Here is a 12,785-nt window from a genome sequence, read left to right as displayed (position 1 = left end):
GCGCGGCCCCTGCAAGCGGCGCAGGCGGTAGAATTCCACGGCTCTCCCCTGCCCTGTCCTCATGACCCTGCGCCTGCACAACAACCTCACCCGCCGGGTCGAGGACTTCGCTCCCCTTGGCCCGATCCCCACGATGTACGTCTGCGGGCCCACCGTTTACAACTACGTCCACATCGGCAATGCGCGAGGTCCGGTCGTGTTCGGCGTGCTGGCGGCCCTGCTGCGCCGCCGCTTCGGCCAGCTTCGCTACGCCCGCAACATCACCGACGTGGACGACAAGATCAACGCCGCGGCGAAGGAACTGGGCGTGGCGATCTCCGCCATCACCGACCGCTACGCCGCCGCCTACCGCGAGGACATGGCGGGCCTGGGCGTGACCGGCGAGTTCGCCCCGGACATCGAACCAGCCGCGACCGACCACATCGGCCACATCATCGCGATGATCGAGCAGCTGATCGCCGGCGGTCATGCGTACGCGGCCGAAGGCCATGTGCTGTTCTCGGTCGGCAGCTTCGCGGAGTACGGCAAGCTCTCGCGTCGCGACCCGGAGGAAATGCTGGCCGGCGCCCGCGTGGAAGTCGCCCCCTACAAGCGCGACCCGGGCGATTTCGTGCTGTGGAAGCCCTCCACGCCGGACCTGCCGGGCTGGGACTCGCCCTGGGGCATCGGCCGCCCGGGCTGGCATATCGAATGCTCGGCGATGGCCGCGGCCCACCTGGGCGAAACCATCGACCTCCATGCCGGCGGCGTGGACCTGCAGTTCCCGCACCACGAGAACGAAGTGGCGCAGAGCGAATGCGCGCACAAGCACGCCGACGGGTCGCACAAGACGTTCGCGCGCTTCTGGCTGCACAACGGCATGCTGAACTTCGGCGGCGCCAAGATGAGCAAGTCGCTGGGCAACATCGAGAAAGTCCACGACCTGCTGCAGCAACATCCGCCGGAGGCACTTCGCTACGCCCTGCTGTCGGCGCACTACCGGCAGCCGCTGGACTGGTCCGAGGCGCTGGTGGAGCAGTCGAAGAACACGCTGGACCGACTGTACGGGACGTTGCGTGATTTGGGCGATGTCGATGCTGTTGCGGTGACGCCGCAGGTCATCGAAGACGCGCTGGACGACGATCTCAACACGCCGCAGGCGCTGGCGGAGGTTGCACGCATCGCGGCCGACGCGCGCAAGGCAACCGGTGATGCGGAGAAGCAGCGCCTCAAGAGCGAGTTGCTGGGCGCCGGCCTTGTGCTGGGCCTGTTGCAGCAGGATCCTGCCGAGTGGTTCGGTCGCGGAACTTCGTCGGATGACGATGCGCGCATCCAGGCGCTGATCGACGAGCGCGCGGCGGCGAAGAAAGCACGCGATTTTGCCCGCTCGGATGCCATCCGCGACCAACTGGCGGCGGAAGGTATCCTGCTGGAAGACACGCCGCAGGGCGTGCGCTGGAAGCGGGCGTGAGCCGATCTTTCCTTCTCCCGTCGGGAGAAGGTGGCGCGAAGCGCCGGATGAGGGTGTGGCGGGATCTGGACGCCGGCAACTTCGTTACTTCGCCGTACCCTCTCCCCAACCCCTCTCCCGATGGGAGAGGGGCTTGAACCGCGGACATATCAAGACACGATGACCGACACGATCTTCCCGCTCGAACCCACCGCCGCCGACGCGCAGGCCGCCATCAAGGACGAATTCGCCTTCTTCGGCGACTGGTCCGAGCGCTACCAGTACCTGATCGACCTGGGCCGCAAGCTGCCCGCATTCCCCGAGGAATGGAAGCGCGAGGAGCACCGCCTGCTCGGCTGCCAGTCGATGGTCTGGATCGTGCCCGAAGGCGATGCGGCGAAGCTGGATTTCCACGCGGTCAGTGATTCGGCGATCGTCTCGGGGCTGATCTTCCTGGCGCTGCGCGTGTACTCGGGTCGTTCCGCCGCGGACATCCTGGCCGCCTCGCCCGACTACATCGCCGACATCGGCCTGGCCAAGCACCTCTCGCCCACCCGCAGCAACGGCCTCGCGTCGTTGCTGGCCTTCATCCGCGAGACGGCCGCGAACGCGAAGTGAGCGGAACCGGTACGCCTTCCGCCTTCTCGCTGCTCCGCAACCGCGGCTATGCGGCGGTGCTGGCGTACCGCATCTGCGCGCTGCTGTCGTACCAGATCGTCGCCGTCACCGTCGGCTGGCATATCTACGAACTGACCAAGGATCCGTTCTCGCTGGGGCTCGTGGGCCTGGCGGAAGTACTGCCGTTCTTCTGCGTGGCGCCGTTCGCGGGCTACCTTGTCGATCACCTCCCCCGCCGCCGCGTCGGCATGGTGGCCTGCGCTGCGCTCGCGACCACGGCCGTGATCCTGGTGGCGGTGTCCGCCGGCTGGCTGCCGTTCCACGGGACGTGGCCGATCTACGCCGCCATCGCGCTGACCGGCATGGCGCGTTCCTTCCTCAGCCCGGTCTACAACGCGCTGTTCGCGAAAGTGCTGCCACGCGAGGATTTCGTGCGTGCCGCCGGGCTTGGCAGCGTGATCTTCCAGGCTTCGCTGGTCACCGGGCCGGCACTGGGCGGCCTGCTGGTCGGCTTCGGCGGCAAGACCCTGTCCTATGCGATGGCGGTGGTGTTCGCGCTGCTGGCGGCGACCGTGCTGGCGCGCCTGCGCGTGGAGGAACCCGGACCGCCCGCCGTCAGCCTGCCGGTCTTCGCGAGCATCGCGCAGGGCGCGTGCTTCGTGCTGGGCAACCAGATCATGCTGGGCGCGATGGCGCTGGACATGTTCTCCGTCCTGCTCGGCGGCGTTGTGGCGATGCTGCCCGCCTTCATCCACGACATCCTGCACTACGGTCCCGAAGGGCTCGGCATCCTGCGGGCTGCGCCGGCAGCGGGATCGGTCTGCGTGGGCCTGTGGCTGGCCCGCCACCCGCTCCAGAGGAACGCGGGACGCGTGCTGTTGTTCGCCGTCGCCGGCTTCGGCCTGGCGGTCATCGCCTTCGGCCTGTCGCGCAGCTTCTGGCTGTCGGCGGTCATCCTGCTTTTCTACGGCATGTGCGATGGCGTGTCGGTGGTGGTGCGCTCGACCATCCTGCAGCTGTCCACGCCGGACGAGATGCGCGGGCGTGTGTCGTCGATCAACGGCATCTTCGTCAGTTCGTCGAACGAACTGGGTGCGTTCTACGCCGGCACGATGGCCAGGCTGCTCGGGCTGGTGCCGGCGGTCATCCTGGGCGGCTTCGCCATCCTGTCGGTGGCGGGCGTGACCGCGTGGAAGGCGCCGAGGTTGCGGCGGCTGGACCTGCGCGAGCTGCAGTAGCGCGACCGGCGCCCGGCCATGAAAAACCCCGCCTAGGCGGGGTTTTTCGTCTGCAGGAACCGAGGGCTCAGTCGCCCTGCTGCTTCTGCATGTGTTCCCAGCGCTCCTGCGCATCGATGGTGCGTTCGGCGGTCAGGCGCGCTTCCAGGCGGTCCAGGCCGATCTCTTCGCCGGTATCGACGCAGTAGCCGTAGTCGCCGGCTTCCAGGCGCTTGAGCGTGCTGTCGATCTTGCCGATCAGCTTGCGGTAGCGGTCGCGGGTGCGCAGTTCCAGCGAGTTCTCGGTCTCGCGGGTCGCGCGCTCGGCTTCGTCGCCGATGTCGCGGACTTCGTCCTTGAGGTTCTCGATGGTCTGCTTGGATTCCTCGACCAGGTCGGCGCGCCATTGCAGCAGGCGCTGGCGGAAGTACTCGAGCTGCAGGGTGCTCATGTACTCCTCGTCGGACGAGGGCTTGTAGCCGGCCGGAATGATCGGGCGACCGGTGGCTTCGTCGATCTTGTAGGGCACTTCTTTCACCTTGCCGCGCACGACCGGCGCCGCAGGGCGGGCAGCCACGGCGACCGCGACCTTGCCCACGGGGCGGGCAACGGCTGGACGGGGGCTCACGGGCGCTTCGACGGCGGTGGAGGCTTTGGCGTTCTTGGTAGTCGGTTTCGGGACTGGCACAGGCTTCGGGGGGGACGGAACCTTGGCGGCGGGCGCCGGGGCCTGGGCAGCCGCCTTGGGGGCGGATGCAGGCACGGGAGTCTTGGTCGCAGCCGCGGTGGGGGCGGACTTTGCCGGAGCCGGCTTGGCGGCAGGCTTCGGTGCGGGGGCAGGAGCGGGTTTCGTGGCCTTGGCCGGCGCCTTCACCGGTGCCGCCTTGGCGGCAGGCGCCTTGGTGACCTGCGCGGGCGCAGGCTTCTTGGCGACTGCGGGCTTGGTCGCCTTGGCGACCGCCTTCTTGACCGGTGCCGCCTGCTTCGCGGCGGGCTTTGGCGCCGGCGTCTTCGCCGGGACAGCCGCCTTCTTGGCCGGAGCGGCCTTCTTGGCGGCCGCCTTCTTGGCGACAGGCTTGGGGGCCGCTTTCTTCGCCACCGGCTTGGGGGCCGGCTTCTTGGCGACAGCCTTCTTCGCGACAGGCTTCTTGGCGACGGTCTGAGCGGGTTTCTTGGCGGCCTTGACGGCCTTCTTCGCAGGTTTCTTTGCAGCCACGAACAGCGCTTCCTTGGTTCTTCCCGAGCATCGGGAAAGCGCGCTTTTATAGCCTACCCGGGAGGCAGCGGCAACCCGACGCGGTATCATCGGGCCATGCTCGCCCGCCTGCTCATCCTGCTGCTGAAGGGCTACAAGCGCTTCATCAGTCCCATGCTGGGGCCGCGCTGCCGCTTCGTGCCGTCGTGCTCGGAGTACGCCATGGAGGCGATCGGCCGCTTCGGTCCGATGAAGGGCGGCTGGCTGGCGATCCGCCGGATCGGCCGCTGCCATCCCCTGCATCCCGGCGGATACGACCCCGTTCCCCCGCGGGCCGACCCCTCTTCCCCCCATTCCTGCACAGGACCCCACTGATGCCCGCTACCGTCATCGTCAACGCCCGTCTGGTCAATGAAGGCCGTGTCACCGAGGGCGACCTGCGCATCGAGAACGGGCGCATCGCCCGCATCGCCGCCGAGATCCGCCCGCAGGGCGACGATGCCGTGATCGACGCCGCCGGGCGCTGGCTGCTGCCGGGGATGATCGACGACCAGGTGCACTTCCGCGAACCCGGCATGCCGCACAAGGGCGACATGGCGACCGAGTCGGCCGCGGCCGTCGCCGGTGGCCTGACCACCTTCATGGACATGCCCAACACCAGCCCGCCGACGCTCGACGCCGCCGCACTGGAGGACAAGTACCAGCGCGCCAAGGGCCGGGCCTGGGGCAACTACGGCTTCTACATGGGCGCCAGCAACGACAACCTCGAGGCGATCCGCACGCTGGACCCGAAGACCGCGCCAGGCATCAAGGTGTTCATGGGCGCCTCCACCGGCAACATGCTGGTCGACAACCCGGAGACGCTGGATGCGATCTTCCGCGAGGCGCCCACGCCGATCATCACCCACTGCGAAGACACGCCGATGATCGACGCCAACCTGGCGGCGTTCCAGGCGAAGTACGGCGATGCGCTGAGCGCCGAGCACCATCCGGACATCCGCAGTCGCGAGGCCTGCATCAAGTCCACCCGCCTGGCGATGTCGCTGGCACGCAAGCACGGCACCCGCCTGCACGTGCTGCACATCTCCACGGCCGACGAACTGGCGCTGTTCACGCCGGGTCCGCTGATCGCCGCCGACGGCACGCGCAAGCAGATCACCGCGGAGACCTGCATCCACTTCCTGCGCTTCGACCGTGCCGACTACGCCGCGCTCGGCAACCTGATCAAGTGCAACCCCGCGATCAAGGACGCCAGCGACCGCGAGGCCCTGATCAAGGCGCTGGTGGACGACGTGATCGACGTGCTGGCGACCGACCACGCGCCGCACACGCTGGAAGAGAAGGAAAAGCCCTACGTACAGGCGCCGTCCGGCCTGCCGCTGGTGCAGTACGCACTGGTCGCGGCACTGGAACTGGTGCATGAGCAGCGCATGGACGTGACCCGCGTCGTGCAGAAGTTCGCCCACGCCCCCGCGCAGCTGTTCGACGTGAAGGAGCGCGGCTACCTGCGCGAAGGCTATTTCGCCGACCTCGTGCTGATCGACGACGAGCCCTTCACGGTGAAGCGCGAGGACGTGCTGTCGAAGGTCGGCTGGTCGCCGTTCGAAGGCCGCACGTTCCGCTCGCGCATCGGCGCCACCTGGGTCAACGGCCGCATGGTCTGGAACGGCGAGCACCTGGTCGGCACGCCCAATGGCCGGCGCCTGGAGTTCGCGCGTTGAAGCTGGCGGTGGCGGCACTGTTCGCCGCGGTATGTGTCGGGTGGATTCCGCTGGTCGCCGCTCAGGATGCGGTGCCGGCAACACCGGTGTCCCAGGAAGACCGCATCGTGTTCCCCGCCAGCGTGTCGCAGGGCGCGCTGGTGTTCGGCAAGGTACCGCCGGGCAGTCAGGTCCGTTACCGCGACCGCGCGCTGCGCACCACCGGCTACGGCACGGTCGTGTTCGGCGTGGGCCGCGATGAAGCGGGGCCGCTGAAGGTCGATGTCACCACGCCGTCGGGTCGCACCGAATCTGTCAGCGTCGCGGTGACGCCACGCGACTGGCCGGTCGAACGCGTCAACGGCGTGCCACCGAAGACGGTCAACCCTCCTCCCGCCATCGCCGCGCGCATCGAACGCGAGCAGGCCATGGTCACCGCCGCGCGCGTCCGAGACGATGAACGCACCGACTTCGCGCTGCCGTTCCAGTGGCCCGTGCAAGGCCGCATCAGTGGCCGCTTCGGCAATGCGCGGGTCTATAACGGCCAGCCCGGCGCCGGCCATTCCGGCATGGACATCGCGGCCCCGAACGGCGCGCCGATCAAGGCACCGGCCGGTGGCATCGTGACGTTCGCGTCACCGGATCTCTATCTCACCGGCGGCACCGTGCTGCTCGACCACGGGCACGGCGTCAGCTCCAACTTCCTGCACCTGTCGCGCATCGACGTGAAGGTGGGCGACCGCGTGGAACCGGGCCAGGTGATCGGCGCCGTCGGTGCGACCGGACGTGCGACGGGGCCGCACCTGCATTGGGGGATGAACTGGTTCGATGTCCGAATCGATCCCCTGCTGGTCCTCGAACGCGGGAAGTGAATCGCCTCGCTCTTGTGGGAGCGACGTAAGTCGCGATCGGGCCGAAGAAAAAGCTTCGCGACTTACGTCGCTCCCACATCCTCGATCTTGTACCCCGAGCGTCCGGATCAGACGTTGCTGCCACTCACCCGGGCAACGGCATCGTGCGGATGCAGGCTTTCATAATGCGCCACGGTGGCGTCGTAACGGGCCACGCGCGCGTCGCCGGCGAGCACGGACGCGACGCGGCGGGCGGCGTCCTCGCAGAACATCAGGTTTTCGGCATTGAGGCGTGCGAAGGCCTGCTCGTCGACGCGCTTGACCGCCGTCTGCACCGGCGTGCCGAGGGCGGCTTCGATGGCGTCGACCAAGGGGACCAGCGGCAGTTCGTCGAACTGCGGGCGCAGTTCCACCCGCACGCTGGCACGGCTGCGCTGGGCATGCGGGGTAGCGGCCAGGCCACGCTCGGAGGCCAGCCAGTCGTGCACGGCAGCGACCGACAGCGCGGGCGGGCCATCGAAATCGCTTGCGAAGCGCTCGGCGTTGGCCTGCCGCGACAGCGCCGCGGATGCCGGACAGGTGCTGGAGTATTCGACCGCGAACGACAGCGCCAGGCCGAGATGCCCGTCGACCAGCGTCGCCTCGATTTCCACCGGATAGCGCTTCCAGCCGGCGTAGTCGCTCTCCAGCGCCTTGCGTTGCAGGAGCGCGTCGTAGCGGATCTTCAGCCGTGCGCTGGTGGCAAGCCCGGCCTGCGAGGCCACGCCGTCCTGCAGCAGGTGCCGCAGCCCGGCCGGCGTGATCGCTTCACGCGCCAGTCCGTCCTGCAGTTGCAGGTACAGGCGCGACATGTGGATGCCGCGCGCGTCGGGGTTGGCCAGGTTCACCGACAGGTCGATGCTGGCGGCCACCTGCAGCTGACCACCCTGCCCGTCGGCGATGCGGACCGGCAGCGCGATGTTCTCCATGCCCACCCAGTCCAGGGGGCGCGCCAGCGGCACGCGCTGGTGGGCGACATCGGGGAGATCGGCGCGGGGCGCCACGGGAAGCGAGGGAGCCATCGTCATTGCACGGGGGAGTGGATGCCGCGCATTGTACGCCCTGCCCCTGAATTTCCCGATGAAACAGTCCGTTACGGACCATTCCCTTCGCTATCGCGGCGATATGCGCGGCCTTCAGTCGCCACGCGCCGCACGCCAGCCGGTGAACAGCAGCACGGGGCGCGATGGCAGCGGTGCGGGCGCGCCCTTCCGCGACAGGCGATCCAGCCGGCCGCGTGCGTACGTGGCGAGCACGCGGCGCTCACGGGCTGCCGGTCGCGACGCAGGCCAGCGCTGCAGGACCTCCGTCGCCCAACCCCGCAGGGAAGCCGCATCGTCCGCTTGACGGAAGGCCGTCGGCACGGCGGCGATGCCCATGTCGGCCACTCGCGTGGCAAGCACCTGCGCAACAACGGCATCCGCATCCGGCGCGCGGCCGAGTACGTCGGCTTCCACTGCGGCGACGGCAGCACCGAACGGCGCCAGTGCTGCGAACGCCTCGTCACTGCCACTCGGTGTGTCGCGCGCAGCCACCAGCACGGGCAACGCGTCGGCCAACGATGCCCATGGAGCACGCACCGGTTCCAGCCTGCGGCCGAGCGGATGGCGAGAGCGCTGCGCACTCCAGCCACGCAGTTCTTCGCTCCACCACGCGAGCTTGGCATCCGCCGGCAGCGGATCGCCGCTGATGTTCAGGACATCGTCGAATTCCTGCAGCAAGGCGAACCACGCGACCGCGATGTCCCGGCGCGCGGGCGCAACGAAGATCTCCGCCACCGACCATTCGGGCCAGCGTGCGTGCCATTTTTCAAGGAAGCTGACGAGGGCGGCGGAGTCGGACATGCAAATTACAGAGACGTGGGAGCGACGTCAGTCGCGATGGAGGTTGCAGGAGTACGAATCGACGCTCAAGACATGCGTGACCGCCAAACCGCTCGCGACTTACGTCGCTCCCACTGAGGAACGGATTGCCGGCCATGCGGCCGGCTTGATGAGCTCATCCGCGGTCTCGCACATCACGTCCGCACCCCACTCGGCGGGCACCTCGTGCGCCTGCCGGTAACCCCACAATGCCGCGATCGACGGCATGCCGGCCGCCCGCGAGGCCTGGATATCGCGCTCGTCGTCGCCCACGTAGACGCAGTCGGCGATGCCGATGCCGATGCGTTCGGCGGCGACCTGCAACGGCAGCGGATGCGGCTTCTTCTCTGCCAGCGTGTCGCCGCCGATCAGCACCGCGCAGCGATCGCTCCAGCCCAGTTGCGGCAGGATGTCGCGCGCCAGGTATTCCGGCTTGTTGGTGACGATGCCCCAGGTGCTGCCCGCCGCCTCGAGCGCGTCGAGCATCTCCGCAACGCCATCGAACAGCACGCTGTGGCGACCGAGTTCCTCCTGGTAGATCGTCAGGAACTCCGGCACCAGCGCTTCGCGTGGACCCTGTTCCATGTCGGGGAATGCCGCCGCCAGCATTGCGCGCGCGCCCTTCGACACGTGCGGGCGCAACGCGTCCAGCGTCATCGGATCGACGCCGCGCGACGCACGCATGCGGTTGGCGGTGGCCAGCATGTCCGGCGCACTGTCGAGCAGCGTGCCATCCAGATCGAACAGCGCGGCGCGCGGAAATCCCGTCGCCGTCACGGCTTCACCGCGCTGGCGAGGTAGTTCACGTCGGTGCGCGAGGTCAGGCGTGCGCGCTGGCGCCACGGCTCGTAGGCCAGGCCGGTGACGTCCTGCAACTGGAATCCGGCCTCGCGCAGCCACGCGGCCAGTTCCGAGGGACGGATGAATTCCTTGTAGTGGTGCGTGCCCTTCGGCAGCAGGCGCGCGATGTACTCGGCGCCGACGATGGCCAGCGCAAACGCGGCCGGCGTGCGGTTCAGCGTCGACAGGAACAGCTGCCCGCCCGGCTTCAGCAGCGCGTGGCAGGCGCGGATGATCGAGGCCGGGTCCGGTACGTGTTCCAACATCTCCATGCAGGTGACCACGTCGAAGCCGCCCGGGCGCTCTTCCGCTAGCGACTCGACCGAACGCAGCTGGTAGTCGACCTGCACGCCCGATTCGAGCTTGTGCAGCCGGCCGACCTTGACCAGTTCCGGCGCCAGGTCGATCGCGGTGACCTGGGCCCCCTCGCGTGCCAGCGCTTCGCTCAGCAGGCCACCACCGCAGCCGACATCCAGCGCGATGGCGCCGGTCAACCGCATGCGCTCGCGCACGTACTGCAGGCGGACGGGATTGAGCGCGTGCAGGGCCTTCTGGGGACCGTCCGGATCCCACCAGCGGTTGGCCAGCGCGCCGAACTTGTCGAGCTCGGCCTGGGTGAAGTTGTCGTCGCGGGGCGAAGTCGTGGTCGTCATGGCGTCATTGTAGAGCGCCAGGGCCTGGCGGGGCGTCCGTCGTCCCAGCGAACGCTGGGACCCATGTTGATGTTGCACTCGCCGGTGTCATGCGGAGCAAGCGCAGAATGGGTCCCAGCGTTCGCTGGGACGATGGCAGCTTAGCGGCGCAGGCCAGCAATCCGTTCGCGCCATTGCCTCGCGTTGGCGATGACACCTTCGATGTCCATCTCCACCAGCACGCGCTGCAGCAGCTTCGGGCGACCGGCGATCCACACGTCGCTGACCTGCTGTCGCCCGGTCGCGTAGATCAGCTGCGATACCACGTGGTGCAGCGGCTGGGTTTCCAGTGCGGACAGGTCGACGCAGACCAGGTCGGCCTCCTTGCCCGGTTCGATCGAGCCGATGCGGTCGTCGAAGCCGATCGCCTTCGCACCGCCCAGTGTCGCGGCACGCAAGGCGCTGAACGCATCCAGCGCCGCCGCGTCTTGGGCCACCGCCTTGGCCAGCAGCGCCGCGGTGCGGGTCTCGCTGAACATGTCCAGGTCGTTGTTGCTGGCGCAGCCGTCGGTGCCGACGGCCAGCGTCACGCCCGCGCGCTCCAGCGCGCAGGCCGGGCAGAAGCCGGATGCCAGCTTGAGGTTGGATTCGGGGCAATGCACCACGCTGACGCCGCGCTCGGCGCAGAGGTGGATCTCCGCCTCGGTGAGCTGGGTCATGTGGATGGCGATCAGGCGGTCGTTGACCAGCCCCAGCCGGTCCAGCCGCGCGATCGGGCGCTGGCCGTGCTTCTCCAGCGACTGTTCGACTTCCTGCGCGGTCTCATGCAGATGCAGGTGCACCGGCACGTCCAGCTGATCCGAAAGCATGCGCACGCGTTCGAAGTTGGCGTCGTTCACCGTGTACGGCGCGTGCGGCGCGAACGCGGTGGCGATCAGCGCGTCGTCGCGCCATTGATCGTGCACCTCACCTGCCTTCTCGAAGTATTCGTCATCCGAGGCCGCCCACGCCGTGGGGAAATCGATCACCGGCAGGCCGACGCGTGCACGGAAGCCGTGGCGCTTGTAGGTCGCCGCCTGCACGTCGGGGAAGAAGTAGTTCTCGTTGACGCAGGTGGTGCCCCCGCGGAGCATCTCGGCAATCGCCAGGGTGATGCCGTCGGCGACGAAATCCGGGCCGATCACCGCGCCCTCGATCGGCCAGATGTGCTCCTGCAACCAGACCTTCAGCGGCAGGTCGTCGGCCACGCCGCGCAGCAGCGTCATCGGGTTGTGGGTATGCGCGTTGACCAGGCCGGGGATCAGGGCCGCGTCGGGGCGCGATACCGTCTCGCGCGGCAGGAAGCGCTGGCGCGCCTCGGCCACCGGCAGGATCGCGACGATGCGGCCGCCGGTGACGGCGACCGCATGGTGCTCCAGTACTACCCCGTGCGGGACGACCGGCACCACGAAACCGGCTTCGATCAACAGGTCGCAGGTATCAGGCGCAACGTCGGTCATGCAGGGTCAGATCCCGAAGCCCAGGGTATAGGTGATGCCGAACGCGCCCGCGCCGAACAGCAGCCAGCACAGCAGCATCAGCGCCAGCGCGCGGCCGTAGCCCAGCCTCGGCACGCCAGCGAACAGTTTCGGCAGCGTGGCGTTCCAGCACAGCATGACGCCCAGCCCGGCGATCAGTACGCCGACCGCCCAGACGCCGAGGTAGAGCGCGAGCTGTCCCATCACTTCACGCGGCTGACGTATTCGCCGGTGCGGGTGTCGACCTTGATGACCTCTTCCTGGCCGACGAACAGCGGCACGCGCACGACGGCGCCGGTTTCCAGCGTGGCCGGCTTGCCGCCGGTGCCGGCGGTATCGCCCTTCACGCCCGGGTCGGTCTCGGTGATCTGCAGTTCGACGAAGTTCGGCGGGGTCACCTGGATCGGGTTGCCGTTCCACAGGGTCACCACGCAGTCTTCCTCGCCCTTCAGCCACTTCTCGGCGCCGCCCATGCCGGCCTTGTCGGCCTGCACCTGCTCGAAGGTTTCCTGCTGCATGAAGTGCCAGTACTCGCCGTCGGTGTACAGGTACTGCATGTCGGTATCCACCACGTCCGCCGCCTCGACCGAGTCGGTGCTCTTCATGGTGATTTCCTGCACGCGGCCGCTCTTGATCAGGCGGTACTTCACGCGGGTGAAGGCCTGGCCCTTGCCCGGCTTGACGTACTCGGTGTCGGTGATGATCGCCGGGTCGTTGTTGATCAGGATCTTCATCCCGTTCTTGACGTCGTTCATGCCGTAACTGGCCATGCGTGTGCTCCTGAGGGTAAGGCGGACCCGCCGCGCAGGGCGGCCGGGCGGATAGAATGGGGAACCCGCCGGATCCGGCGGGTGCTTGTTTCCAGACCCGACATGATACCCGCAG

The 12,785-nt window shown here is 68.3% G+C and carries 14 protein-coding genes; 6 read left to right on the top strand and 8 right to left on the bottom strand.

What is annotated here, in order from left to right; all coding sequences use genetic code 11:
- The first annotated feature begins 61 nt into the window (after window positions 1–61).
- From cysS to CSC78_RS12535, 3 genes are all read left to right on the top strand, one after another.
- Window positions 62–1,450, top strand: a complete 1,389-nt coding sequence (cysS, locus tag CSC78_RS12545) for a cysteine--tRNA ligase (RefSeq protein WP_162338201.1) — start codon at window positions 62–64, stop codon at window positions 1,448–1,450.
- 159 nt (window positions 1,451–1,609) lie between these two features.
- Window positions 1,610–2,047 (top strand): SufE family protein, encoded by a 438-nt coding sequence (locus tag CSC78_RS12540; RefSeq protein WP_162338200.1) that lies wholly within the window; start codon window positions 1,610–1,612, stop codon window positions 2,045–2,047.
- Window positions 2,044–3,285: an MFS transporter gene (locus CSC78_RS12535; RefSeq protein ID WP_162338199.1), complete on the top strand. Its 1,242-nt coding sequence runs from the start codon at window positions 2,044–2,046 to the stop codon at window positions 3,283–3,285. The genes CSC78_RS12540 and CSC78_RS12535 overlap by 4 nt, the downstream gene beginning before the upstream one ends.
- 67 nt (window positions 3,286–3,352) lie before the next feature.
- On the opposite strand, the gene dksA is transcribed toward CSC78_RS12535, so the two are convergent.
- On the bottom strand, window positions 3,353–4,480 hold the full coding sequence (gene dksA, locus CSC78_RS12530) for an RNA polymerase-binding protein DksA (RefSeq protein ID WP_162338198.1): 1,128 nt from the start codon (window positions 4,478–4,480) through the stop codon (window positions 3,353–3,355).
- 96 nt (window positions 4,481–4,576) lie between these two features.
- On the opposite strand from dksA, the gene yidD reads away from it, so the two are divergent.
- The 3 genes from yidD to CSC78_RS12515 are packed head-to-tail and all read left to right on the top strand — an operon-like array spanning window position 4,577 to window position 7,031.
- Window positions 4,577–4,834, top strand: a complete 258-nt coding sequence (gene yidD / locus CSC78_RS12525) for a membrane protein insertion efficiency factor YidD (protein ID WP_162338197.1) — start codon at window positions 4,577–4,579, stop codon at window positions 4,832–4,834.
- A complete protein-coding gene (locus CSC78_RS12520; protein ID WP_162338196.1) occupies window positions 4,834–6,180 on the top strand; it encodes a dihydroorotase in 1,347 nt (448 codons plus the stop codon). The genes yidD and CSC78_RS12520 overlap by 1 nt, the downstream gene beginning before the upstream one ends.
- Before the next feature lie 2 nt (window positions 6,181–6,182).
- Window positions 6,183–7,031, top strand: coding sequence for a M23 family metallopeptidase (locus CSC78_RS12515; RefSeq protein WP_379609298.1), 849 nt, complete (start codon window positions 6,183–6,185; stop codon window positions 7,029–7,031).
- A gap of 107 nt (window positions 7,032–7,138) precedes the next feature.
- Here CSC78_RS12515 and folE2 read toward each other — a convergent pair whose 3' ends face one another.
- The 7 genes from folE2 to efp form a co-directional block, all read right to left on the bottom strand.
- A complete protein-coding gene (gene folE2 / locus CSC78_RS12510; RefSeq protein ID WP_238391270.1) occupies window positions 7,139–8,071 on the bottom strand; it encodes a GTP cyclohydrolase FolE2 in 933 nt (310 codons plus the stop codon).
- A 114-nt stretch (window positions 8,072–8,185) separates the two neighbouring features.
- Window positions 8,186–8,893: an isoprenoid biosynthesis enzyme family protein gene (locus CSC78_RS12505; RefSeq protein ID WP_162338194.1), complete on the bottom strand. Its 708-nt coding sequence runs from the start codon at window positions 8,891–8,893 to the stop codon at window positions 8,186–8,188.
- 99 nt (window positions 8,894–8,992) lie between these two features.
- Complete coding sequence (locus tag CSC78_RS12500; protein ID WP_162338193.1) at window positions 8,993–9,688, bottom strand: phosphoglycolate phosphatase; 696 nt, start codon at window positions 9,686–9,688, stop codon at window positions 8,993–8,995.
- Entirely contained in the window at window positions 9,685–10,404 is a 720-nt protein-coding gene (ubiG, locus tag CSC78_RS12495) for a bifunctional 2-polyprenyl-6-hydroxyphenol methylase/3-demethylubiquinol 3-O-methyltransferase UbiG (RefSeq protein WP_162338192.1), read from the bottom strand. The genes CSC78_RS12500 and ubiG overlap by 4 nt, the downstream gene beginning before the upstream one ends.
- Before the next feature lie 140 nt (window positions 10,405–10,544).
- Window positions 10,545–11,882, bottom strand: coding sequence for a TRZ/ATZ family hydrolase (locus tag CSC78_RS12490; RefSeq protein ID WP_162338190.1), 1,338 nt, complete (start codon window positions 11,880–11,882; stop codon window positions 10,545–10,547).
- Window positions 11,883–11,888: 6 nt separating this feature from the next.
- The gene (locus CSC78_RS12485; protein WP_162338188.1) at window positions 11,889–12,104 is read right to left on the bottom strand and encodes a hypothetical protein; all 216 of its coding nucleotides are present in this window, start codon (window positions 12,102–12,104) and stop codon (window positions 11,889–11,891) included.
- Window positions 12,104–12,670, bottom strand: a complete 567-nt coding sequence (gene efp, locus CSC78_RS12480; RefSeq protein WP_162338187.1) for an elongation factor P — start codon at window positions 12,668–12,670, stop codon at window positions 12,104–12,106. The genes CSC78_RS12485 and efp overlap by 1 nt, the downstream gene beginning before the upstream one ends.
- Window positions 12,671–12,785 lie beyond the last annotated feature (115 nt).

The sequence above is a fragment of the Pseudoxanthomonas japonensis genome, from assembly GCF_010093445.1.
Lineage (GTDB): Bacteria > Pseudomonadota > Gammaproteobacteria > Xanthomonadales > Xanthomonadaceae > Pseudoxanthomonas_A > Pseudoxanthomonas_A japonensis.
This window is presented reverse-complemented; position numbering and strand designations above follow the sequence as displayed.